General features: G+C 70.7%; 21 protein-coding genes. 13 read left to right on the top strand and 8 right to left on the bottom strand.

Annotated elements, in window-relative coordinates; translation table 11 throughout:
* Positions 1–15: 15 nt before the first annotated feature.
* The 6 genes from H5368_RS06490 to fusA all read right to left on the bottom strand — a co-directional run bounded on the left by H5368_RS06490 (position 16) and on the right by fusA (position 5327).
* On the bottom strand, positions 16–786 hold the full coding sequence (locus H5368_RS06490; protein WP_182822531.1) for a hypothetical protein: 771 nt from the start codon (positions 784–786) through the stop codon (positions 16–18).
* A 67-nt stretch (positions 787–853) separates the two neighbouring features.
* On the bottom strand, positions 854–1285 hold the full coding sequence (locus H5368_RS06485; protein WP_182822529.1) for a hypothetical protein: 432 nt from the start codon (positions 1283–1285) through the stop codon (positions 854–856).
* Between the two features lie 73 nt (positions 1286–1358).
* Entirely contained in the window at positions 1359–1877 is a 519-nt protein-coding gene (locus H5368_RS06480) for a M23 family metallopeptidase (RefSeq protein ID WP_255486471.1), read from the bottom strand.
* Between the two features lie 50 nt (positions 1878–1927).
* Positions 1928–2575, bottom strand: coding sequence for a tellurite resistance TerB family protein (locus tag H5368_RS06475; RefSeq protein WP_182822526.1), 648 nt, complete (start codon positions 2573–2575; stop codon positions 1928–1930).
* A 157-nt stretch (positions 2576–2732) separates the two neighbouring features.
* Positions 2733–3122, bottom strand: a complete 390-nt coding sequence (locus H5368_RS06470; protein WP_182823828.1) for an HU family DNA-binding protein — start codon at positions 3120–3122, stop codon at positions 2733–2735.
* Positions 3123–3263: 141 nt separating this feature from the next.
* The gene (gene fusA / locus H5368_RS06465) at positions 3264–5327 is read right to left on the bottom strand and encodes an elongation factor G (RefSeq protein WP_182822524.1); all 2064 of its coding nucleotides are present in this window, start codon (positions 5325–5327) and stop codon (positions 3264–3266) included.
* 229 nt (positions 5328–5556) lie between these two features.
* On the opposite strand from fusA, the gene H5368_RS06460 reads away from it, so the two are divergent.
* The 3 genes from H5368_RS06460 to H5368_RS06450 all read left to right on the top strand — a co-directional run bounded on the left by H5368_RS06460 (position 5557) and on the right by H5368_RS06450 (position 8642).
* A complete protein-coding gene (locus tag H5368_RS06460; RefSeq protein ID WP_182822522.1) occupies positions 5557–5991 on the top strand; it encodes an OsmC family protein in 435 nt (144 codons plus the stop codon).
* Between the two features lie 145 nt (positions 5992–6136).
* On the top strand, positions 6137–6838 hold the full coding sequence (locus H5368_RS06455; protein ID WP_182822520.1) for a glycine zipper 2TM domain-containing protein: 702 nt from the start codon (positions 6137–6139) through the stop codon (positions 6836–6838).
* Between the two features lie 100 nt (positions 6839–6938).
* Positions 6939–8642: an amidohydrolase gene (locus tag H5368_RS06450; protein ID WP_182822518.1), complete on the top strand. Its 1704-nt coding sequence runs from the start codon at positions 6939–6941 to the stop codon at positions 8640–8642.
* 6 nt (positions 8643–8648) lie between these two features.
* Here the strand turns inward: H5368_RS06450 and H5368_RS06445 are convergent, their stop codons facing one another.
* On the bottom strand, positions 8649–9524 hold the full coding sequence (locus tag H5368_RS06445) for a PhzF family phenazine biosynthesis protein (protein WP_182822516.1): 876 nt from the start codon (positions 9522–9524) through the stop codon (positions 8649–8651).
* Between the two features lie 134 nt (positions 9525–9658).
* Here H5368_RS06445 and H5368_RS06440 point away from each other — a divergent pair, with 134 nt between their 5' ends.
* Genes H5368_RS06440 through murD form a run of 3 tightly spaced genes read left to right on the top strand, consistent with a single transcriptional unit; the run spans position 9659 to position 15037 of the window.
* The gene (locus tag H5368_RS06440; protein WP_182822514.1) at positions 9659–12262 is read left to right on the top strand and encodes a bifunctional aspartate kinase/diaminopimelate decarboxylase; all 2604 of its coding nucleotides are present in this window, start codon (positions 9659–9661) and stop codon (positions 12260–12262) included.
* Positions 12259–13617, top strand: coding sequence for a UDP-N-acetyl-alpha-D-muramoyl-L-alanyl-L-glutamate epimerase (gene murL, locus H5368_RS06435; protein WP_182822512.1), 1359 nt, complete (start codon positions 12259–12261; stop codon positions 13615–13617). Before H5368_RS06440 ends, murL begins: the two co-directional genes overlap by 4 nt.
* Positions 13598–15037 carry a UDP-N-acetylmuramoyl-L-alanine--D-glutamate ligase gene (gene murD, locus H5368_RS06430; RefSeq protein ID WP_182822510.1) on the top strand — a complete coding sequence of 480 codons (1440 nt, stop codon included), beginning with the start codon at positions 13598–13600 and terminating at the stop codon, positions 15035–15037. The genes murL and murD overlap by 20 nt, the downstream gene beginning before the upstream one ends.
* On the opposite strand, the gene H5368_RS06425 is transcribed toward murD, so the two are convergent.
* Entirely contained in the window at positions 15034–16050 is a 1017-nt protein-coding gene (locus tag H5368_RS06425) for a polyprenyl synthetase family protein (RefSeq protein WP_182822508.1), read from the bottom strand. The genes murD and H5368_RS06425 overlap by 4 nt on opposite strands.
* Positions 16051–16218: 168 nt before the next feature.
* Between H5368_RS06425 and ssb the strand changes: the two genes are divergently transcribed.
* From ssb to H5368_RS06390, 7 genes are all read left to right on the top strand, one after another.
* Positions 16219–16716 (top strand): single-stranded DNA-binding protein, encoded by a 498-nt coding sequence (gene ssb / locus H5368_RS06420; protein ID WP_182822506.1) that lies wholly within the window; start codon positions 16219–16221, stop codon positions 16714–16716.
* A 43-nt stretch (positions 16717–16759) separates the two neighbouring features.
* On the top strand, positions 16760–17815 hold the full coding sequence (gene rfbB, locus H5368_RS06415; RefSeq protein ID WP_182822504.1) for a dTDP-glucose 4,6-dehydratase: 1056 nt from the start codon (positions 16760–16762) through the stop codon (positions 17813–17815).
* The gene (rfbA, locus tag H5368_RS06410) at positions 17812–18699 is read left to right on the top strand and encodes a glucose-1-phosphate thymidylyltransferase RfbA (protein ID WP_182822501.1); all 888 of its coding nucleotides are present in this window, start codon (positions 17812–17814) and stop codon (positions 18697–18699) included. Before rfbB ends, rfbA begins: the two co-directional genes overlap by 4 nt.
* A complete protein-coding gene (gene rfbC / locus H5368_RS06405; protein WP_182822498.1) occupies positions 18696–19253 on the top strand; it encodes a dTDP-4-dehydrorhamnose 3,5-epimerase in 558 nt (185 codons plus the stop codon). Before rfbA ends, rfbC begins: the two co-directional genes overlap by 4 nt.
* Positions 19250–20152 (top strand): dTDP-4-dehydrorhamnose reductase, encoded by a 903-nt coding sequence (rfbD, locus tag H5368_RS06400; RefSeq protein ID WP_182822495.1) that lies wholly within the window; start codon positions 19250–19252, stop codon positions 20150–20152. The genes rfbC and rfbD overlap by 4 nt, the downstream gene beginning before the upstream one ends.
* A 61-nt stretch (positions 20153–20213) precedes the next feature.
* A complete protein-coding gene (locus tag H5368_RS06395) occupies positions 20214–22211 on the top strand; it encodes a prolyl oligopeptidase family serine peptidase (protein WP_182823826.1) in 1998 nt (665 codons plus the stop codon).
* A gap of 97 nt (positions 22212–22308) precedes the next feature.
* Positions 22309–24276 carry an oligopeptide transporter, OPT family gene (locus H5368_RS06390; RefSeq protein WP_182822493.1) on the top strand — a complete coding sequence of 656 codons (1968 nt, stop codon included), beginning with the start codon at positions 22309–22311 and terminating at the stop codon, positions 24274–24276.
* Positions 24277–24328: the final 52 nt, after the last annotated feature.

Here is a 24328-nt window from a genome sequence, read left to right as displayed (position 1 = left end):
GAGGCGGTCGCCGGCTCAGGGGTGGTATTCGCGCAGCTGCGCGGAGGTGATGCGCCATGCGCCGCTGCCGTCGGCCGTGGCGCGCCTGAGGACGTAGGCACCAACGTAGCGCAGCTCGCTGCCGTCGGGCCGAATGGTGGTGACCGATACCGGCACCTCGACCAGGCGCGCGCCCGCGCCGACCACGCCGGGTTCGCCCGGCTGCACCACCGCCCGCGTCCCGGCGAATCCGGCCGCAAACTGTTCCGGCGTCTGGCCGCTGCTGCGCCCGCCATCCGACCACATCGCGTATGCACGCGCGTGATCGCCGCGCGTGATCGCGGCGTAGTAGTCGCGGACCACGGCGACCGCATCCGCGCTCGCCGGTGCCGCGGCCGTCGCCGCGACCTGCAGGGGGCGCACGGGCTGCACGGGCTGGACGGCCCACGCCATGGATGCGTCCGGTGCCGGCGGTGCAGACAGGTCAACAACGCCAATCAGCCCGGTCTCCGGGTTGTCCTCGAGGGGCGGCAGTCCGCCATCACCGGGCATGGCACCCGTGATGGGCACGACCATCGCGACGCCGTCCGCCGTCATGGCCCCGGCGCGCATCCCGCCCAGCGGCACGTTGCCGGGGCCGGGCGCGTCGGGCATGCCGGTCACCGAGCCGCCGGACTGCGCGGGCGCCGGCAGCGCCGCGACGTCGTCCCCATCCACGTTTACGCGCGCCTGCGCGCGCTCGCTGTCGTCGCCGCAGGCGGCCAGTGCCAGCACGAGAAGGCAGGGGAGCAATCGGAAACGGGTCATGGCGGAGGCGTATGGGCGGACGACCGACGACGATACGCAGCGCAGATGAACGCGCCGTCAGTGCCCGTCAGGGCGGGTCGGTGAGCACCCGGCGGTGCGGCTGCAGCCACGCCAGCAGCATGCCCAGCAGCAGCATGGCGACGAGGTCCAGCGCGACCTGGCGCAGCATCAGCGACATCGGCAGCGGCTGCGCGACGAAGGCGAAGATATGCCAGGGGACGTACGACACCAGCGCGATCGCGAGACCGAAGCGCGCGCCGCGGCCGAGGTCGACGCCGTCGCTGGCTGGCATGCGCCGGTACAGCCAGGTCATCGACAGCCCGAGCAGGAGGTACGCGGGCAGGATCCAGGCGGCGTGCGCGTCGGCCTGCGCCGGGGTGCGGTAAAGCGGGGCCAGGGCCTGGTAGTCGGGGCGCAGCAGCAGCCCGTGCACGGCAACACCGAGGATGAGTGCGGCCGCGGCGACCACGATCCCGCAGATCAAGAAGCGCTTGTCCATGCCGTACGCAGCTCCTGCGCGCGGTGCCTCCGCGCGACATGCGAAGCCTAGCGCCGCGCCGCCCTGTCGTCGATCATCGCGCCCGCGGCGCCTGTTGCTTGCCGTCTCCGGCCTGCAGCAGCGGCAGCGGGTCGATGGCGCCGCCGCTGCCATACACGCCGTAATGGAGGTGCGGCGGCGTGCCGCGCGCATTGCCGGTGTCGCCCACGTGGCCGATCACGCTGCCCGCGGCGAGCACGTCGCCTTCCGCCAGGCCGGATGCCCAGTCGTCGAGATGCGCGTAGTAGTGGCGCTGCCGCGCGGGGCCGAGCACCCAGACCTGGCGGCCGCCCAGCCCGCCTTCGCGCACCGAGGACACGATGCCGCGTGTGGCACTGGCCACGGGCGTGCCGCGTGGCGCGAAGATGTCCACGCCGGCATGCGTGCGGTCGCTGCCCCGCGCCGCGCCGAAGGTGTCGGCGACCTGCGCGGCGCGCACGCCCGCGACCGGCATCGCCAGTGCCTCGGGTGCCGGCATCCGCGACAGCTCCCACAACGTGCGCGGCTTGGCCATGAACGGCTGTCGCCAGCACCAGTGCGCCACGGCCAGCAAGGCCGCAAGGACGACGAGCCAGGCGGCCAGGTTGCCGAGCGCGCGCACGCTCAGGCGAGGTCGAGTTCGCGCGCGAGGCGCTGGCGCAGTTCGTCGTCGAGCTTCAGCTGCCGCGCCAGTTCGTCGAGGTAGGCGCGTTCCATGAAGTTCTGCTCGTCGACCGCCATCAGGCTGGCGAGGTACATCTCCGAGGCGATCTCGGGCGTGGTTGCCGAGCGCGCGACCTCCGCCGGATCGAGCGGCTTGGCGAGTTCGGCGTGCAGCCACTGCTGCACCTCGGTGCCGGGGTTGAGGCGCGCGAACTCGCCCTCGATCACCCCGCGCTCGCGTTCGTCGATGTGGCCGTCGGCCTTGGCCGCGCCGACCAGCGCGCGCAGGATCGCCTCGCTGTGCAGCGCGGCCTGCGCCGGCGGCAGGCGGTCGACGGTCTGCGGCGAGGCGTGGCCGTCGCCGTGCTGCGCCTTGTAGTCGCCGTAGGCCTTGTAGGCCATCACCCCGACCGCGGCGAGTCCGCCGTAGGTGGCGAGCTTGCGCGTGGCCTTGTTCTTGCCAAGCAGCAGGCCCAGGGCGCCGCCGGTGATCGCGCCCTTGCCGAAATCCGCGTTGAGCAGGCCGCCTGGCGACGGCTGGCCATCCGCGCCGGGCGCTCCGCCGGCCTGCGACTTGAGGAGGTGGTCGAGAAAGCCTTGCAGGTTCATTCACGGGTTCCTTGGTTCGTGCATGTCGACGGATTCCGGCACCGCGCCGGACGGGTGCCGAGGATGCGCGACCGGGTGTTGCGGGAATGTCGCGGGCCCGGAAACGACTCGGGACGGCGAATGCCGTCCCGAGCAGGTACCACCATGGCGCGTGCCGTCAGGCAGCGGCGTCCTTCAGCTTCTTCAGCGGGCGCACCTTGACCTTGATCGAGGCGGGCTTCGCGGCGAACCACTGCTCTTCCTTGGTGAAGGGATTGATGCCCTTGCGCTTCGGCTTGGCCGCGACCTTGACGGAGGTGATCTTCAACAGGCCGGGCAGGGTGAACGCACCCGCGCCCTTCTTGCTGACCGATGCGTGTACCGCGCCTTCGAGGGCGCCCATGACTGCGCGCACGTCCTTCGCCGCAACACCGGTCGCCTCGGCGATGTGTGCGACGAGGCCCGACTTGGTCAGGGCTTCCTTGATCGGCTTCGGAGCGGCGGCCGGCTTCGCAGCGGCCTTCTTCGGGGCGGCCTTCGTCACCGCCTTGGTAGCTTTCTTCGCCATGTGTGTGTGATTCCGTTGTTCGTAGATGGGTTGTCGGGCCGACCCCGTCGGCAAACGCAATGTAGGGCATGCCCGGGGCCGCGCCAAGTGGAACGCACGGGGAATCCGGCTTTTTTTCGCGACCGGCATGCGCCGCGAAGCTCAGTCCTCCTCCTGGCGGGGCTTCCATGCCGTCGCCAGGGTGTGCTGCAGCTGTGCGGGAACCGGCTCGTAATGGCTGAAATCAAGCGAATACCGGCCGCGCCCGGCGGTCGCCGACTTGAGCTCCGGTGCATAGCCCTCGAGCTCGGACTGCGGCAGTTGCGCCTTGACCACGATGTCGCCGCCGCGTGCGCTGTCGGTGCCCAGGATGCGCGCACGCCGGCTTGCGAGGCCTCCGCTCACGTCACCCATGCAGTCCTCCGGCGCCACCACCACCAGGTCGACGATGGGCTCGAGGACCTGCGGCGCGGCCTTCGACACGGCATCGAGGAAGGCCTTCCTGCCGGCGGTGACGAAGGCGACCTCCTTGCTGTCCACCGGATGATGCTTGCCGTCATGCACGATCACGCGCACGTCCTGGATCGGGTAGCCCGCGATGGCGCCGGTACCCAGTGCCTGGCGCACTCCCTTCTCGACCGCGGGCAGGAACTGGCCGGGGATGGTGCCGCCCTTCACCGCGTCCACGAACTCGAAGCCGGTGCCGCGCGGGAGCGGCTCGACGCGCAGGAACACCTCGCCGAACTGGCCCGCGCCACCGGTCTGCTTCTTGTGGCGGTGGTGGCCTTCAGCCACCGCGGCGATCGTCTCGCGATAGGCGATGCGCGGCGGCCGGCTCGTGACCTCCACGCCGTGGCGCTCGCGCAGGCGCTCGAGGTGGACGCGCAGGTGCAGTTCCGACAGGCCGCGCACCACGGTCTCGCCGGTCTCGGCATCGTGCTCGACCTGGAAGCACGGATCCTCCTCCGACAGCTTGTGCAGGGCGGTGGCGAGCTTCTGCTCCTGGCCCTTGCTCGCCGCCTCGACCGCAAGCCCGAACATCGGCTTCGGATACGCCATCGGCGCCAGGTGCAGCGTGTCCTCGTCGTGGCTGTCATGCAGCACGGCATCGAAATGCAGCGCATCGATCTTGGCCACCGCGGCGATGTCGCCCGGCACCGCCTGCTCGATCTCCAGGTGGTCCTTGCCGAAGATGCGGAACAGGTGCGCGACCTTGAACGGCTTGCGGCCGTCGTCGACGAACAACTGCGCATCGCGGCGCACCGTGCCCTGGTGGACGCGGAAAATGCCGAGCTTGCCGACGAAGGGGTCGTTGATGATCTTGAAGACATCGGCGATCACGTGCGCGTCGGGATCCGGCGACGAGGTGACCGGCGTCGACGTCTCGCCGACGCCACGCTGGAACGGCGGCGGATTGGCTTCGCCGGGGTGGGGCAACAACGTGGCGATGACATCGAGCAATTCGGGGATGCCCACGCCGGTGCGCGCGGACACGAAGCACACCGGCACCAGGTGGCCCTCGCGCAGGCTCTGCTCGAATGCGGCGTGCAGTTCGGCGCCGGTCAGCCCGGTTTCGCCGCGATCCAGGTAATGGTCCATCACCGACTCGTCGACCTCGACCACCTGGTCGAGGATGCGACGGTGCCAGTCGGCCACGGGGCCGATGTCGCTGGCGCCGCCGTCGCCGCCGAAGCAGTCGACCACGCGGCGGCCACCTTCGGCGGGCAGGTTCACCGGAAGCACTTCCGGACCGAACGCGTCGCGCAGCTCGTCCAGCAGCCGCGCGCAATCCGCACCTTCATGATCGATGCGGTTGACCACGATGGCCCGGCACAGGCCGCGTTCGCCGGCGTGCGCCATGATCCGGTGCGTGCCGTGGCCGATGCCGGCATCGGCATCCACCACCACTGCCACCGTCTCCACGGCCGACAGCGCCGACAGCGTCGCGCCGCGGAAATCGGGATAGCCGGGGGTGTCGAGCAGGTTGACGTGCACGGGCGCCGCGCCTTGTACGGCGTGCTCGAGGCCGGCGATCGCGGCGTCGATCGAGTGCGCGCGCTGGCGCTCGAGCGGATCGGTGTCGGACACGGTGTTGCCGCGTTCGATCGTGCCTGCCGCCTGGATCGCGCCGCCGGCATGCAGCAGGGCTTCGAAGAGCGTGGTCTTGCCGGCGCCAGGGTGGCCCGCCAGGGCCACGTTGCGGATCTGCGGGGTGCTCCAGGACATGAGTCCGTTCTCCCATGGTCGGGTTGAAGGACGTCATGGCTGTCCGTCGCGTATCGCGACCGGGCCTGCATGCGGCGGGCGGTCATGGCGGACGTGAACAGTAGCGCGGCCCGCGCCGGGGCGTCGCGTTGCGACGCAGCATCTGTGCCCGGGCACGCAGGCATAACAGCTGCGCCGCTAGCCTGCCCGATCACGTGCACCCTCCACGCACACACAGGAGTCAGGCGACATGGGCATTTCACGCAAGGCGACCGCACGCTGGTCGGGCGACCTCAAGACCGGCCGCGGCAGCATCAGCACGCCGGCAAGCGGCCTGCTCGACGACACCCGATATGGCTTCAACAGCCGTTTCGGCGACGAGAAGGGCACCAACCCGGAGGAGTTGATCGCCGCCGCGCATGCCGGCTGCTTCACCATGGCGCTGGCCAACGCGCTGGCCGAGGCCGGCCACGTCGCCGAGTCCGTGGACAGCCGCGCCGAGGTCGACCTGTCGATGGAAGGCGGGCCCACCCTGAGCGCGATCCGCCTCTTCACCAAGGCCAAGGTGCCAGGCATCGAGGCGGCCAAGTTCCGTGCGATCGCCGATGACGCCAAGCAGAACTGCCCGGTGTCGAAGGCGTTGAGCGCGGTGCCGATCACGCTGGACGCCGAACTTCTGTCCTGACGGGCGCGCGCATGCTCGCCGGCAGGCTGTCGGCAGGCTGAATCCCGCGCGCGTGGTGGCCCGCGGCGGTGCCGGGTTCAGCAAGCCGTCAACGGCCACGCACTAGCGTGGCACCCATGCGCCAATCCTGGCGTGGGAGCCTGCCATGCGTCGTTCCGCCGCCACCGTCCTCGCCGTCGCCCTGGCCCTTGCCTCGGGTGCCGCCGCTTCGCAGTCGCTGGGCTACGATGCCGGCTACCCGCAGGCCGATCGCTACGGCCAGGCGCAGGATGCGTATTACGACCACGCGCGCGTCGTGCGCGTCGACCCCGTGCTCGATGGTGGCCGCGGTTACCAGACGTCGCAGCAGGACCAGCAGCGTTGCTACAGCCGCGACGACTATTACGCCGGCGGCTACGGCGACGATTACCGCGCCGGCGACCGCTACGGCAATGATCCCTACGGGCGCGACGGGTACGACGACCGCAACAACGGCGGCTACCAGGGCGGAAGCGAGAACGGGCGCATGGTCGCGACCGTCGTCGGCGGCCTGGTCGGTGCCGTGCTGGGCAGCAAGGTCGGCGGCGGCACCGGCCGCTACGCCACGTCGGCGCTGGGCACGATGGTCGGCGGCATGGCCGGGCGCGAGATCTACGAGGCCACCCAGCGCGACCGCGGTGCGCGCCACGGACGGGTGACCGTGTGCGACCCGGTGCCGGACCGGTACTACCAGGCCTCCGACAACGGATATGGCGGCGTGAGCGCCTATGACGTCACCTACGAATACGGCGGGCGCCAGCACACCACGCGCACCGCCTACCATCCTGGCGACACCATCCGCGTGCGCGTGGACGTCCGCCCCGAATAGCGCGTGATCCGGCGGTCGGCGGCATGCCGACCGCCCCGGGCGTTGCCCGCAGGCGCGATCGCCGACATAGTCGGCACGGTCCGTCACGGGGAACCACCACATGCGCCGAATTCGTTTCAATCCTGTCGCCGCGCTTTCCGCGGGCGTGTTGCTGGCGTTCGCCGGTGCCGGCCATGCCGCCGACGGCGAGCGCCTGCTGACCGCGGCGCGCATCCACACCTCCGACCCCGGCACGCCGTCGGCGACCGCGATGGTGTGGGGTGCCGACGGCCGGATCATTGCCGTGGGTGGCGCCGCCGAGCTTGCAGCACGCCATCCCGATGCCCAACGCATCGACGTGGGGCATGCCACGGTGATCCCGGGCTTGATCGATGCGCACGTGCACCTCGTGGGCCTCGGCCATGCGCTGATGCAGGCCGACCTGGTCGGCGCGCGCAGCACCGGCGAGATCGTCGAGCGGCTGCAGGCGTTCGCGCAGTCGCTGCCCGGGGACGCCTGGCTGATCGGTCGCGGCTGGGACCAGAACCTCTGGCCCGACAAGGCGTTTCCCACCGCAGCCGTGCTCGATGCCGCCTTTCCCGACCGCCCGGTCGTGCTCGAGCGCATCGATGGCCACGCCGCATGGGCCAACAGCGCCGCCATGCGCGCGGTCGGCCGCGACCTCGCCGGTGACTGGCAACCCGAGGGCGGGCTGGTGCTGCGCGCGGATGCGCGCGCCACCGGCGTCTTCATCGATACTGCCGCCTCGCTGGTCTACGACGTCGTACCCGAGCCCGATGCCGCGTGGCAGGACCGCGCCATGGAGCGCGCGCTGCGCCACGTCGCCAGCCTCGGCCTGACCGGCGTGCACGACATGGGGACCTCGCGCAGCGAATTCGACGTGATGCGGCGCTTCGCCGACCGTGGCGCCCTCACCCTGCGCGTGCGCGCCTATGCGCTGGGCGACAGCGACCTGGTCGCCGACCGTTGCCGCGATGGTGCCTACCGCCACGCCTCCGGACGCCTCGACATGCGCGGCGTGAAGCTGATGGTCGACGGCGCGCTCGGCAGCCGCGGCGCGGCGCTGATCGACGACTACAGCGACGACCCGGGCAACCGCGGCCTTGTGCTGCTTACCGAAGAGGCGCTCGAGGCCGCGGTGCGCCGCGCCCGGGACTGCGGGCTGCAGGTCGCCACGCACGCGATCGGCGACCGCGGCAACCGCATCGTGCTCGATGCCTACCGGCGGGTGCTGGGCGAGGCGGCGGCTGGCGACCACCGCTGGCGCGTGGAGCATGCGCAGGTGCTGGCGCCGGGCGATCTGGAACGGTTCGCCGCGCTGCGCCTGGTGGCATCCGTGCAGCCCACGCACGCCACGTCCGACATGCCCTGGGCCGGCGAGCGCCTGGGCGAGGAACGCCTGGCCGGTGCCTACGCCTGGCGCAGCTTCGTCCAGGCCGGCGTGCCACTGGCACTGGGCTCGGATTTTCCGGTCGAGTTGCCCGATCCGCGCCTGGGCCTGCATGCGGCGGTGACCCGCCAGGACGTCCATGGCCATCCCCCCGGCGGTTGGCGGGTGGACCAGGCGTTGACGGCGGCCGAGGCACTGCATGGCTTCACCGCCGGCGCGGCGTGGGCGGCATTCGACGAAGGCGAGACGGGGCGCCTGGTTCCGGGCCTGCGCGCGGACTTCGTGGTCGTGGCCGAGGATCCGCTGCAGATCGCGGGCAGCGGCCTGGACACGCTCGGCGTGCTGTCGACCTGGGTCGATGGCCGGCCCGTCCACGAAGCCGCTTCGCCCGCAGGCGTGGCCGCTTCGCGGTAGGCCGCGCTACCAGTCGATCGTGCCGCTGACGATGGCGCGTGCGCGGCCGCCTGACCAGACTTCGCCGTCGGCGTCCACGTGCAGTTCGATGATGGCGTCGTGGCCGACCTCGCGGCCCTGGCTGATGCGGTAGAAGCCGTCCTGGCCGGGCAGTGCGTCGCGTTCCGCGAGCCACGCCGCGAGCGTGGCGTTGGCCGCGCCGGATGCCGCGTCCTCGAACGGCGCGGGTGCGCCGACCCAGGCGCGCACCGCCAGGTGATAGACCGGATCGGCGCTGCGCGCGAACACGCACAGGCCCATGCTGCCGGTGGCCTCGGCCAGCGTCGCGATCGCCGCCCAGTCGGGCTGCGCGCCGCGCAGGGCGGCCTCGTCGCGCAGTTCGGCCAGCCACCAGCGCCGGCCACCATCCATCTGCACCGGCGGCAGGTCTCCGAGCGGGAGATCCTGCAGCGCGCCCTGCAGGCGCGCCTCGCCGGCATCGGCCACCTCGACCACGCGCGCGCGCGGCGTGCGCACGGCGACCGTGCGGCGGGGGCCCTCGCCATCGACGCGCAGCGGCAGTTCGCCGGCGGCACCGGACTGCACCAGCAGCCCGTCGCGCGTGGCGACCATCCCGGCGTCGAGCAGCACGTGTGCGGTGCCGACGCTCGGATGGCCGGCAAACGGCACTTCGCGGCGTGGGCTGAAGATGCGCAGGCCGTAGTCCGCGGTCGGCGACGGCGACGGGAACACGAACGTGGTTTCCGGCAGCCGCGTCCAGCGCGCGATGGCCTGCATGTCCGCGTCGTCCAGGCCGTCCGCGTCGAGCACGACGGCAAGCGGATTGCCGGCACCGGGGCGGTCGGCAAAGACGTCCAGCTGGACGTAACGGCGTACGGACATGGGTGGATCCTGCGCGGGGCGCGACAGTGTAGCCGCGGCCCCGCGCGGCGACCTGTCGGCGGCGGCGTGGCCGCACCCGTCGCCAGCGCCTAGAATCGCGGGTCGCGCCCGCCGTCCCGGGCAAGCCTGCCGCCATGCTCCCCATTCCCGAACCCGCCCGCTGGATCGTGCTCAAGTTTGGCGGCACCTCGGTGTCGCGCCGCGAGCGCTGGGACACCATCGGCCGCCTGGCCAGCAAGCACGCCGCCAGGGACAGCCGCGTGCTGGTGGTGGTGTCGGCGCTGTCCGGCGTGACCAATGCGCTCGCCGCGATCGCGGACGGTACGGCCGACGCCGCTGCGCAACTGGAAGCGCTTGAAGCCCGCCACCGCGATTTCGCCGTGGCGCTCGGCCTCGATCCCGACGCCGTGCTCGCCGACCGCCTTGGCGCACTGCGCACGCTGGTTGCCGAGCAGCGTGCCAGCACCCGTCCGCTGGACTGGCAGGCCGAGCTGTTGGCCCAGGGCGAACTGCTGTCGTCGACGCTGGGCGCGGCCTACCTGCGCGCGCAGGGCCTGGATTTCGGCTGGTGCGACGCACGCGACTGGCTGCAGGCGGTCGCGCTGCCCAACCAGAACGATTGGGCGCGCCGGCTGTCGGTGACCTGCCGGCGCGAGGTCGGCGGCGATTGGCGCGCGCGCTTTGCCGCGCAGCCGGGCGCGATGCTGCTCACCCAGGGATTCATCGCCCGCCACGAGGATGGGGGTACCGCGGTGCTTGGCCGCGGTGGCTCGGACACCTCCGCCGCGCACTTCGGCGCGCTGCTGGGGGCCAGTTGCGTGGAGATCTGGACCGACGTGCCCGGCATGTTCAGCGCGAATCCGCGCGAGGTGCCCGATGCGCGCCTGCTCACGCGCCTGGACTACGCCGAGGCGCAGGAAATCTGCACCACCGGCGCCAAGGTGCTGCACCCGCGCGCGATCAAGCCCTGCCGCGATGCCGGCGTGCCGATGGCGATCCTGGACACCTCGCGCCCCGAACTCCCGGGGACGCGCATCGACGGCAGTGCCGCCACCGTGCCGGGCGTCAAGGCGATCAGCCGCCGCGACGGCGTGGTGCTGGTGTCGATGGAAACCATGGGCATGTGGCAGCAGGTCGGCTTCCTCGCCGACATCTTCGAGTGCTTCCGCCGCCATGGCCTCTCGGTCGACCTGATCGGCTCGTCGGAGACCAACGTCACCGTGTCGCTGGACCCGAGCGAGAACCTGGTCAGCACCGACGTGATCGCTCGGCTCTCCGAAGACCTGGCGCGCAGCTGCCGGCTGAAGGTGATCGCGCCCTGCACCGCGATCACCCTGGTCGGGCGCGGCATGCGCTCGCTGCTGCACAAGCTGTCGGACGTCTGGGCCACCTTCGGCCGCGAGCGGGTGCACCTGGTGTCGCAGTCGTCCAATGACCTCAACCTGACCTTCGTCATCGACGAGGCCGACGCCGAGGGCCTGCTGCAGGAACTGCATGACGCCCTGATCGCCAGCGGTGCGATGCCGGTGCGCGAGCCCGGTGTGTTCGGGCCGCGCTGGCGCGAACTCGACGGCACGCTGCGCCGGCGCCCGCTGCCGTGGTGGGCATCGCGGCGCGACGAGCTGCTCGCGCAGGCCGCGCAGGGCACGCCGCGCTATGTCTACGACGCGGGCACGGTGCGCGCCCGCGCCCGCGCGCTCGCCGCGGTGGCGCCGGTCGACCTGCGCTACTTCGCCATCAAGGCCAATCCGCACCCGCCGCTGTTGCGCCTGCTGGTCGAGGAGGGCTTCGGGCTGGAATGCGTGTCGGCTGGCGAGCTGCAGCATGTCTTTTCCGCGGTGCCGAAGCTCGATCCGGCGCGCGTGCTGTTCACGCCCAGCTTCGCGCCGATCGCGGAGTACACCGCGGCCTTCGCGCTCGGTGCGACCGTCACGCTCGACAACGTCGAGGCACTGGAGCGGTGGCCGGACGTGTTCCGCGGGCGCGCGCTGTGGCTGCGCGTCGACCTCGGGCGCGGCGAAGGCCACCACGCCAAGGTGCGCACCGGCGGCATCGCCTCCAAGTTCGGCCTGCAGGTGGAGCGCATCGAGGCGTTCCTCGCCGCGGCGCGCGCGCTGGACGTGCGCGTCACCGGCCTGCACGCGCACCTCGGCAGCGGCGTGGATACCGCCGGCCACTGGCGGGCGGTCTGCGACGAGCTCGGAGGCATCGCCGGGCGCATCGGCAGCATCGCCACCATCGACATCGGCGGCGGACTGCCGGTGCCATACCGCGACGACGAGGAGCCGTTCGACCTCGAGGCCTGGAGCGCGGGCCTCGCCGAGGTGAAGGCCGCGTACCCCGGCTACCGGCTGGCGATCGAGCCCGGCCGGTTCCTGGTCGCCGAAGCCGGCGTGCTGCTGCTCACCGCCACCCAGGTGGTGGAGAAGGGCGGCATCCGCCGGGTCGGCGCCGACGCGGGCATGAACGCGCTGATGCGTCCCACCCTGTATGACGCCTGGCACGACATCCACAACCTGTCGCGCGACGGCGATGCCGGCATGGTCGAGTTCGACGTGGTCGGCCCGATCTGCGAATCCGGCGACGTGCTCGGCGAACAGCGCCCGCTGCCGCGCGACACCGCGCCCGGCGACATCCTGCTGGTGGCCGATGCCGGCGCCTACGGCATGACCATGGCCAATACCTACAACCTGCGCGCCCTGCCCACCGAGGCGGTGCTCACGGAGAGCAAGCAATGAGTGTCGTGTTCGATCGCGCAGCGGTGCGCTGCTTCCGCTTCGTCGGCTGTGCCTTCGATCCGGCCACCGGCATCGCAAGCCTGCGCTACGCCTTCGACGACGGCCCCGAATTGCTGGAGACCGTGACCCTGCCGGGTGCGCCGTTCGCCTTCGATGCGGCGCGCGCGCAGGCGGTGGAGCATGCATTGCGCCTGCTGCACCTGGTTGCCGGCGTGAGCTACTACAAGGCCGCGGTGCCGGACGACATCCGCATCGACGCCTATGGCATCGACGGCGCCACCGCGACCCTGCTCGAAGAGGTGTACCTGCAGGGGCTCGGCGAGTTCGCGTACCGCAATGGCCTGGACCTGCACGGCAGGATCCGCTTCCCGCGGACGGCCGACGCACGCGGCGCGGCGGCACCGGTCGGCCTGCGCCGCCACGCGCTGGTCGCGATCGGCGGCGGCAAGGATTCGCTGGTGTCCATCGAAGCGCTGCGCGCGGCGGGCGTCGAGCAGACCGTGTCCTGGGTGGGCGGGTCGCAGCTGATCCGCGCCTGTGCCGAACGCACCGGGCTTGCGACGCTCAACATCCAGCGCCAGCTGGCGCCGGAGCTGTTCGAGTACAACCGCCAGGGCGCATACAACGGCCACATCCCGGTGACCGCCATCAACTCGGCGATCCTGGCGCTGGCCGCGCTGGTGCTCGACGCCGACCAGGTGGTGTTCTCCAACGAACGCTCGGCGAGCTACGGCAGCCTGATCGAAGGCACCGGCGAGGTGAACCACCAGTGGTCGAAGGGCTGGGCGTTCGAGCAGGCCTTCGCCGCGTACCTTACCCGGCATGTCGCCGCCGACCTGCGCTACTACTCGCTGCTGCGCCCGCTGTCGGAGCTGGCGGTGGCGCGGCAGTTCGCGCGCATCGACCGCTACGACGCCTGGTTCTCCAGCTGCAACCGCAACTTCCACCTGCTCGGCGAGCGCCCTATCAGCCGCTGGTGCGGCGTGTGCCCGAAGTGCCACTTCGTGTTCCTTGCGCTGGCGCCGTTCATGCCCAAGCCGCGGCTGGTCGGCATCCTCGGGCGCAACCTGCTGGATGATCCGGTGCAGATCCCCGGCTACGACGCGCTGATGGAATACCACGACCACAAACCGTTCGAGTGCGTGGGCGAGGCGCGTGAGTCGCGCGCGGCGATGGCGGCGCTGGCGGCGCGGCCCGAGTGGCGAGAGGACGCGGTGGTGGCACGCTTCCGCAGCAAGATCCTGCCTCGGCTGGATGCGCGCGACCTGGCGATCGAGCCGCAGCTGGTGCCTGACAGCGAACACGGTATTCCCGACGCGGTCTGGAGCCGCCTGCATGCGCATTTCGCAGCTTGACGGGCGCCGCGTCGCGCTCTGGGGCTGGGGCCGCGAAGGCCGCGCCGCGTACCACGCGCTGCGCGGCCGCCTGCCCGGACTCGCGCTGACGCTGTTCTGCGAGACGCCCGAAGTCGCTGCGGCCACCGCGTTGGGCGACCCGCTGCTTGCGGTCGAGACCGACGCCAGTGCGGGCCGACTCGCGTCCTTTGATGTGGTGGTGAAGTCGCCCGGCATCAGCCCCTACCGTCCGGAGGCGCTGGTCGCCGCGCACGCCGGCACCGCCTTCATCGGCGGCACCACGCTGTGGTTCGGCGAACAGGCCGGCGATGACGGCATCGCCCGCGGCGTGGCCTGCGTCACCGGCACCAAGGGCAAGAGCACCACCACCGCGTTGCTCGCGCACCTGCTGCGCGCCGGCGGCACGCGCACCGCGCTGGCCGGCAACATCGGCGTGCCGCTGCTTGAGCTGCTGGACGCGCGTGCCGATGCCTGGGCGGTGGAGCTGTCGAGCTATCAGACCCGCGACGTCGCGGCCGGCGGCGTGCGCCCGGACGTCGCGGTGGTGACCAACCTGTTTCCCGAGCACCTCGACTGGCACGGCAGCGAGGACCGCTACATCGAGGACAAGCTGACGCTCATCACCCAGGCGCGGCCGCGCGTCGCGGTGCTGAACGCCGCCGACCCGCGGCTCGTGGCGGTCGGCGCACGGCTCGATCCGGCGGTGGACGTGCGCTGGTACGGGCGGGCGGACGGATGGCACCTGCGCGGCGATGTCGTGCATCGCGGTGATACCGCAGTGCTGGATGGGCGCGATGTGCCGCTGCCGGGCCGCCACAACCTCGGCAACCTGTGCGCGGCGCTTGCGGCGGTCGAGGCCCTGGGCTTCGACGCGGTGGCGCTGGCCGGTGCCGCACGCGGCTTCCGCCCGTTGCCACACCGGCTGCAGCTGCTCGGCAAGCACGACGGCGTCAGCTGGGTCAACGATTCGATCAGCACCACGCCACACGCCAGCCTGGCCGCGCTCGACGTCTATCGCGATCGCCGCGTGGCGCTGCTGGTCGGCGGCCACGACCGCGGCCTCGACTGGACCGATTTCGCCACGGCGATGCGCACGCGCGCACCGGCGGTGATCGTGGCGATGGCGGCGAACGGGCCGCGGATCCACGCGCTGCTGGCGAAGGTGGCGGCGGAAGGCGGCTTCGACCTGCGCCAGGCACCCGACCTTGCCACCGCGATCGACCAGGCACGCGCGGCCCTCGCGGTCAGCCCGCGGCGCGCGGCCGGTGACGTGGTGCTGCTTTCGCCCGGCGCGCCGAGCTTCGGCGCCTACCGTGACTACACCGAACGCGGCCGCGACTTCGCGCGGCGGGCCGGCTTCGACCCGGACGCGATCACCGCGATCGCGGGACTCGGCATCGCCGCGGGGAACACCGGCTAGGTACTGCGGTCCACCGCGTAGCGGGCCAGGCCGCGCAGGGCAGCGACGGCTTCGTTGTCGTCGAGGCCGGCAAGCGCGGCCTCGGCGCGCGCGGCGTATTCGCGGGCGCGGTCGATGCTGTACGCGAGGCCGCCGCTGGCATGGATCGCGGCGACCACGTCATCGAGTGCCGCCACGTCGCCATGCTCGACGATCGTGCGCAGCCGCGCACGCAGCGCGTCATCGGCGTGCGCCATTGCGTGGATCAGCGGCAGGGTCATCTTGCCCTCGGCGAGGTCGTCGCCCAGGTGCTTGCCGAGCGTGGCCTCGTCGGCGCTGTAGTCGAGCACGTCGTCGGCGATCTGGAACGCGAGGCCGAGGTTCAGGCCGTAGTCGTGCAGGCGCTGCTGCACGCCGTCGCCGCTGCCGGCGAGCAGCGCACCCAGGCGCGTGGCCGCGGCGAACAGGATCGCGGTCTTGCGCTCGATCACGTGCAGGTAGGCGGCTTCGTCGACATCGGGATTGCGCACGTGCAGCAGCTGCAGCACTTCGCCCTCGGCGATGCGGTTGGTGGTGTCGGCGAGGATCTCCTGGACCGGCATCGAGCCGAGCTCGACCATCAGCTGGAAGCTGCGCGAGTACAGGAAGTCGCCGACCAGGACGCTGGCGGCGTTGCCCCAGACCGCGTTGGCGGTGCTGCGGCCGCGGCGCAGGTCGGATTCGTCGACCACGTCGTCGTGCAGCAGGGTGGAGGTATGGATGAACTCCACCACCGCGGCCAACTGGTGGGCGTCCGCTCCCGCGTGGCCGAGGGCGCGCGCGGCGAGCAGCAGCAGCATCGGGCGCAGCCGCTTGCCGCCGGCGGCGACGATGTGCTCGGCCACCTGGTTGACCAGGACCACGTCCGACGCCAGCCGGCGGCGGATGAGGGCGTCCACGTCGGCCATGTCGGCGGCCACGGAGGCCTGGATGGCCGGCAGCGACAGGGCGGGGCGGGCGTTGGCGGCTGGGGCCTGGCTTGTCGAGGAGTCCATGTCTTGGGCACTGCGGGGGTCGCGCATTATAGGCGGCGCGCGTCCCTGCCACGGCCACGCGGAGTTTCCCCACCCGGGCGCGGCCACCCGGCGGATGGCCCCGGGGCCACGGGTATACTCACCCTTTCCGTCCGCCAATCCCGGCGGAGAGCGCAAGGAACCAGACCCATGGCCCGCGGCATCAACAAGGTCATCATCGTCGGCAACCTCGGCAACGACCCCGACGTGAAGTACACACAGAGCGGCTCCACCATCACCACCATCAGCGTGGCGACCACCGAGGCGTGGAAGGACAAGCAGACCGGCCAGCAGCAGGAACGCACCGAGTGGCACCGGGTGAAGTTCTTCGGCCGCCTGGCGGAGATCGCCGGCGAATACCTCAAGAAGGGCCGCCAGGTCTACATCGAGGGTTCGCTGCGCACCGACAAGTACACCGGCAAGGACGGCGTCGAGCGCTACACGACCGACATCATCGCCAGCGAGATGCAGATGATGGGTGGTGTTGGCGAGGGCGGTGGCGGCGAGCGTGGCGCGCGCGCGCCGCGCCCGGATCAGGGTGACGCGCCGCGCCGCCAGGCGTCGGGGGCAGGAGCGGGTGGTGGTGCCGGCGCCGCCGCGCCGCCGCCGTTCAACGACGATTTCTCGGACGACGACATCCCGTTCTGAACCCGCCCGGCGTCCGCGCCCGTTTTCCAGGAGAACCCCCAGCGTGACCACTTGGCTAGTCACCGGCGGCGCCGGTTTCATTGGCGGCAATTTCGTGCTCGAGGCCGTGGCGGCCGGCGTGCGCGTCGTCAATCTCGACGTCCTCACCTATGCCGGCAACCTCGACACGCTGGCGTCGCTGGCGGACAACCCCGCGCACACCTTCATCCAGGGTGACATCGGCGACGGCGCGCTGGTCGCGCGCCTGCTCGCCGAGCATCGCCCGGATGCGGTGGTCAATTTCGCCGCGGAAAGCCACGTCGACCGTTCGATCGACGGCCCGGCGGCGTTCGTGCAGACGAACGTCGTCGGCACGCTGGCGCTGCTGGAAGCGGTGCGCGACTACTGGAAGGCGCTGGAAGGCGGGGCGAAGGACGCCTTCCGCTTCCTGCACGTCTCCACCGACGAGGTCTACGGCACGCTGGGCGAGACGGGGCTCTTTACCGAGACCACGCCGTATGCGCCCAACTCGCCGTACTCGGCGACCAAGGCCGCCTCCGACCATCTGGTGCGCGCGTTCCACCACACCTACGGGCTGCCGGTGCTGACCACCAACTGCAGCAACAACTACGGCCCCTACCACTTCCCCGAGAAGCTGATCCCGCTGGTGATCGCCAAGGCGCTGGCCGGCGAGCCGTTGCCGGTGTACGGCGATGGCAAGCAGGTGCGCGACTGGCTGTTTGTCACCGACCACTGCGAGGCGATCCGCACCGTGCTGGCCAAGGGCCGCGTGGGCGAGACCTACAACGTCGGCGGCAACGCCGAAAAGCAGAACATCGAGGTGGTGAAGACCATCTGCGCGCTGCTCGACGCGCGCCGCCCGCGCGCGGACGGCCAGCCGCGCGCCTCGCAGATCGCCTATGTCGCCGACCGTCCGGGGCACGACCGCCGCTACGCGATCGATGCCTCCAAGCTGCGCGACGAACTGGGCTGGGAGCCGAAATACAGTTTCGAGCGCGGCATCGCCGAAACAGTCGACTGGTATCTCGGCAACCAGCCCTGGGTGCAGCGCGTGCTGGACGGCAGCTACCGCCTCGAGCGCATCGGAGCCGCGGCATGACGTCGCGCCGCGGCATCATCCTCGCCGGCGGATCCGGCACCCGGCTGTATCCGATCACCCAGGCGATCAGCAAGCAGCTGCTGCCGGTGTACGACAAGCCGATGATCTACTACCCGCTGAGCGCGCTGATGCTCGCCGGGATCCGCGAGGTGCTCATCATCAACACCCCGCACGAGCAGGCGCTGTTCCAGCAGTTGCTCGGCGACGGTTCGCAGTGGGGCATGGACATCCGCTACGCGGTGCAGCCCAGCCCGGACGGACTGGCGCAGGCCTACCTGATCGGCCGCGATTTCGTCGACGGCAAGCCGAGCTGCCTGGTGCTGGGCGACAACATCTTCCACGGCCATGGCTTCACCGAGATCCTCAAGCGCGCCGATGCGCGCCAGGACGGCGCGACCGTGTTCGGCTACTGGGTGAGCGATCCGGAGCGCTACGGCGTGGCCGAGTTCGACGCGGATGGCAAGGTGGTGGGCCTGGAGGAAAAACCGCTGCAGCCGCGCTCCAACTACGCGGTCACCGGCCTGTATTTCTACGACGGGCGCGCGAGCGATTTCGCGGCGTCGCTCACGCCATCGGCGCGCGGCGAGCTGGAGATCACCGACCTCAACCGTTGCTACCTCGACGAGGGCGCCCTGCACATGGAGCAGCTCGGTCGCGGCTATGCCTGGCTCGACACCGGCACCCACCAGTCGCTGATCGAGGCCTCGAACTTCATCGAGACCGTCGAGGCGCGCCAGGGCCTGCGCGTGTGCTGTCCGGAGGAGATCTCCTGGCAGAACGGCTGGATCGACGATGCCGACCTCGAGCGCCTCGCTGCGCCGCTGTCCAAGAACGGCTACGGCCAGTACCTGCTGTCGCTGGCCAAGCGCGGAGTGGTGCGGTGAAGGTCATCGAAACGCCGCTGCCGGGCTGCGTGGTCTTCGAGCCGCAGGTGTTCGGTGACGAGCGTGGCTACTTCTTCGAGTCCTTCAACAGCGACAAGCTCGCCGCGCACGGGCTCGAGCCCGCGTTCGTGCAGGGCAACGTGTCGTCGTCGACGCGCGGCGTGCTGCGCGGCCTGCATTACCAGTGGCCCAAGCCGCAGGGCAAGTATGTCTCGGTGATCGAAGGCGAGGTCTGGGACGTCGCGGTGGACATCCGCCGCGGCTCGCCGACGTTCGGCCAGTCGACCGCCGTGCTGCTGAGCGCGGAGAACCGGCGCCACTTCTGGATCCCGGAAGGATTCGCGCACGGATTCGTGACCTTGAGCGAACGCGCCGTGTTCACCTACCTGTGCACCGCCACCTACGATCGCGAGGCCGATGCCGGCATCCGCTGGAACGATGCCGCGCTGGCGATCGACTGGCCGGTGTCCGCGCCGCTGCTGTCGGACAAGGACGCGCGCGCGCCGTTCCTGGCGGACGTGGTCGTGGAACGGCTCCCGGTCTACGCACCGTGAGGCTGCTGCTGCTCGGTGCCAACGGGCAGGTCGGCCATGAGCTGCGGCGCAGCCTGGCACCGCTCGGCGAGGTGGTGTGCTGCACGCGCAGCGGTGCGCTGGTAGACGGCACGCCGTGCGAGGTCGCGGATTTCGACCAGCCGGCATCGCTGCCGGCGCTGATCGAGCGCCTCGCGCCCGACGTGGTCGTGAACGCGGCGGCCTACACCGCCGTGGACCGTGCCGAGGACGACGCTGACGCGGCGTACCGCGCCAACGCCGAAGCGCCTGGCGCGATTGCGGGAGCCTGCGCGCGCCTCGGCATCCGCATCGTGCATTACTCGACCGACTACGTGTTCGACGGCAGCGGTTCGCGGCCCTATCGCGAAGACGACCCCACCGCGCCGCTGGGGGTCTATGGGGCCAGCAAGCTCGCCGGCGAACAGGCGGTCCGTGCGCATGGCGGCCAGCACATGGTGTTCCGCACGGCGTGGGTGTATGCCGGGCATGGCAACAACTTCCTGCGCACCATGCTGCGATTGGCCGCCGAGCGCGACGAGCTGCGGGTCGTCGGAGACCAGGTTGGCACGCCGACTTCGGCGCGCCTGATCGCCCAGGTCACCGCAACGGCGCTGCAGGCGCCGGCTGCGTCGGGTCTGTGGCATCTGACCGCGACCGGGCAGACCAGTTGGCATGGGTTCGCCTCGGCCATCGTCGAGGGCGCGTACACACGCGGCGTGCTGGCGGCCAAGCCGCGCGTCACGGCCATCGCGACGTCCGACTACCCGACCAGGGCCGTGCGCCCGGCATGGTCGTGCCTGGACACGGCCGCCCTGGTGTCCGTCTTCGGCATCGAACTGCCGCGGTGGGAGGACGAGCTCGGCCGGGTCCTGGACGGATTGGTGGAAGCCGCGGCCTGAGTCGGGGAGAATGCGTGGGGCGCAGCCGGGACGCGCCGACCACCACACTCAGGGGAAGAACATGCTCATCCGCACCACGCGTGCCGCATGCATTGCGGGGCTGTTGGCGATCTCGCTGCTGGCCGCGACCGCGACGACACCTGCGCAGGCAACGGAGGTCGACGTCGCGGCCTATGTCAAGCGCGACCTCTTCACGACAATCAAGATCTCGCCCAATGGCGATTACTTCGCCGCAACCCTGCCATTCGAGGACCGGGTGGCGCTGGTCATCATGGACCGCGTCACCAGGCAGGTCATGGGCACGTTCCAGATGGGCCGTGATACCGCCGTCGCCGACTTCGACTGGGTCAGTCCGGACCGGGTGCTGATCAGCGCGGCGCAGAAGATCGGCTTCCTCGCCGAACCGCAGCCTACCGGCGACTTGTACGGGATGGACGCCAGTGGAGGGCGCGTCGAACTGCTGGTCGGCCAGAGTGTCGGCGGCAACCTCGGCTCGCGCATGCAGGGCAAGCGGGCAGAGCGGGTGGCGGCGTTCCTTGTCGACGATCTGCCGAATGATGACAAGCACGTGCTGATCAGCGTCATGCCGTTCACCGCTGACCCGTACACCCGCGTGGAGCGGATGAACGTCTATACGGGCGTGCGCCACATCGTCACGCGCGTGCCGGTGCGCAATGCCCGGTTCGCAAGCGACAACCAGGGCGTGGTGCGCTTTGCCCTTGGTGGCAACACCGACAACATCAGCCAGCTGTTCTATCGCGATGGTGACGCGTCCGAATGGAAACAGGTCAACCATGAGGCCGCCAGCGGGCGAGTCGAGGTGCCGATCGGCTTCTCCGCAGACGACAAGACCGCGTATCTCCTGGTCGAACAGTCGAGCGGCCCTGACGTGGTAGTCGCCTACGACCCGGCCACCGGCAAGCACACGGAGCTGCTGCGCGACGAAACAATGGACCCGACCATCATCTACAAGCCCGGAACCTCGATCCCGGTCGGCGCAATGTATGGCGGCGACAAGCCGCGCTTCCGCTTCTTCGACGAAACGTCCGCGGATGCGCGGCTGTACCGTAGCCTGCAGGGTGCGTTCGGCGGTGATGCGGCAGTTATCACGTCGAGCACGCGCGATGGACGGGTCAACCTGGTGCATGCGTGGAGCGACCGCAACCCGGGCGACTTCTTCCTGTTCGATGCGGAGGCCAAGAAGGCCGACTACGTGATCAGCGCTGCCGAATGGTTCAATCCGGCCGGGATGGCCGCGGTTCGTCCCATCGAGCTGGCCGCCCGCGACGGCCTGAAGCTGAAGGGTTTCCTGACCGTGCCCAAGGGTGCCTCCGGCAAACAGATGCCCATGGTGGTTCTCCCGCACGGCGGTCCGTTCAACGTGAGCGACGAATGGGGTTTCAACAGGGAAGCGCAGATGTTGGCCGCCGCGGGCTACGCCGTACTGCAGGTCAACTTCCGTGGCTCCGGTGGCCGGGGCCGCCGGTTCCACCAGGCCGGCGCGCAGCAATGGGGACTGGCCATGCAGGACGACGTGTCCGACGCCACGCGTTGGGCGATCCGCGAGGGGTTCGCCGACCCGGCGCGCATCTGCATCTATGGCGCCAGCTATGGCGCGTTCGCGGCGATGTCGGGCGCGGCGCGGGAGCCCGATCTGTACAAGTGCGCGGCGGGTTTCATTGGTGTCTACGACCTGCCGCAGCTGCACCAGGAGGAGGTCCTGAAGCATGGCTCGATGAGAACCTGGGCGAACGAATGGATCGGCAGCGACAAGGCCACGCTCCAGGCCAATTCGCCGACCAGGCGCGCGGGCAGCATCAAGGTGCCGGTCCTGTTGGCGGCCGGCCGCGAGGACAAGACCGCCCCGGTCGAGCACACCCAGAACATGGAACGCGCCCTGAAGACCGCGGGTGTCCCGGTGGAGGCGCACTATTACGCGTCCGAAGGCCACGGCTTCTACAAGCCGGAGAACAACAGGGACTATTACACCAAGCTGCTCGACTTCCTGTCCCGTCACCTGGGTGGCAGCAAGGCCACCGTCGCTGCCGGCGAACGCTAGGCCACGCGGCGCCGTTCGCGACGGAAGGCGGGCGCGGCTGGACGCGCCCGCCCGCGCCTTGTAGCTTGTCCGGCTTCCGGGCAGCAGGGCAGTGGCGATGGACAAGACTACGGGCGAGGCGGTTCCCCAGCTCACCTTCCGCGCGGTGCTGCTGGCGATCATCCTCGCCGTGGTGCTGTCGGCGGCCAATGCCTATCTCGGCCTGTTCGCCGGCCTGACCATCGCCACGGCGATCCCGGCGGCGGTGGTGTCGATGGGCGTGCTGCGCCTGCTCGGCGGCGGCACCATCCTCGAGAACAACATCGTGCAGACCGGCGCCTCCGCCGGCTCGTCGATCGCCGCGGGCGTGATCTTCACCATCCCGGCGCTGATCATCCTCGGCTACTGGGACAGGTTCGAGTACTGGTGGGTGCTGGCGATCGCCGGGCTCGGCGGCCTGCTCGGCGTGCTGTTCTCGGTGCCGCTGCGGCGCACGATGATCGTCGAGGATCCGCTGCCGTTCCCCGAGGGCAAGGCCGCGGCGGAAGTGCTCAAGGCCGGCGAGAACCCGGGACCCGGCCTGAGGATCCTGGCGCTGGCCGCCGGCATCGGCGCGCTGGTCAAGGTTGCGGCGGAAAGCGGCATGCGCATGATCCCCGACAACGCGGTCGGCTCGGGCTTCCTCGGCAAGTACCTCGGCTACATGGGCACCAACCTGTCGCCGGCCCTGCTCGGCGTAGGCTACATCGTCGGCCTCAACATCGGCATCGTGGTGCTGTCGGGCGCCATCCTGTCCTGGAACATCGCCATCCCGCTGTACCACGCGTTCCTGCTGTCCAGCGACCCGGTGCTGGCCACGCAACTGGCCGGTGCCTCCGCCGCCGACGCGGCCGGGGCGATCTGGTCGGCCAAGATCCGCTACCTCGGTGTCGGCGCCATGCTGATTGGCGGCATCTGGACGCTGTTCTCGCTGCGCAGGTCGCTGCTGTCGGGCGTCAGGAGCGGCATCGCCGCCGCGCGCAAGGGCAGTGGCGAGACGGTCGCCGAAACCGACCGCGACCTGCCCATGAAGTGGATGCTGGTGGCGCTGGTGCTGTTCGTGCTGCCGCTGCTGGTGCTGTACCAGGCGATCGTGGGCGACTGGTTCGTCAGCGTGCCCATGACCGTCATCATGATCGTCGCCGGCTTCCTGTTCGTGTCGGTGTCGGCGTACCTCGCCGGCCTCGTGGGCTCGTCCAACAACCCGGTGTCGGGCATCACCATCGCCACCATCCTGTTCGCGTCGCTGGTGCTGGTGCTGCTGCTCGGGCGCGATTCGCCGATCGGTGCGGTCGCCGCGATCATGATCGGCGCCGTGGTCTGCTGCGCGGCGGCGGTGGGCGGCGACAACCTGCAGGACCTCAAGGCCGGTTACATCGTCGGCGCCACGCCCTGGAAGCAGCAGCTGATGCTCGCGATCGGCGCGTTCTCGTGCGCGCTGATCATGGCGCCGGTGCTGAACCTGCTGGCCCAGGCCTACGGCATCGGTGCGCCCACGGCGGCGCAGCCCAATTCGCTGGCCGCGCCGCAGGCGACGCTGATGGCGTCGGTGGCGCAGGGCATGTTCGGGGGCAAGCTGCCGTGGGACATGATCGCGATCGGCGCCGGCGTGGGTGCCGCGATCATCGCGCTCGACGAATGGCTGAAGGCGCGCGGCGCGACGTTCCGCGTGCCGGTCCTGGCAGCCGCCATCGGCATCTACCTGCCGCTGGAGCTGATGGTGCCGATCTTCCTCGGTGGCCTGCTGGCGCACATGGTCGAGCGCAAGCATGGCATCGACCGCAAGGACGAGGCCGCGCGCGACCGCATCCACCGGCCGGGCACGCTGTTCGCCGCCGGCCTGATCACCGGCGAGGCGCTGATGGGCATCGCGATCGCGGTGCCGATCGTGCTCACCGAGCGCCCGGACGTCCTGGCGCTGCCCGCGGCCCTGCATTTCAACCAGTGGGTGGGGCTGGCGGTGCTGGCGGTGGTGGCGTGGCTGCTGTTCCGCAGCGGCGCGAAGCAGGACACCACGGCGGCGCCGGTGGAGCCGGGTCCGCTCTGATCGGCGGTGTGCGCGTGGCGCACGCGCGCTGCGCCGTGTGGCACGCGACGTC

Origin of the sequence: Luteimonas sp. MC1782 (assembly GCF_014164605.1) — a bacterium.
GTDB lineage: Bacteria > Pseudomonadota > Gammaproteobacteria > Xanthomonadales > Xanthomonadaceae > Luteimonas.
The sequence above is the reverse complement of the archived record's forward strand: the minus strand, read 5'-3'. Positions and strand labels throughout refer to the sequence as shown.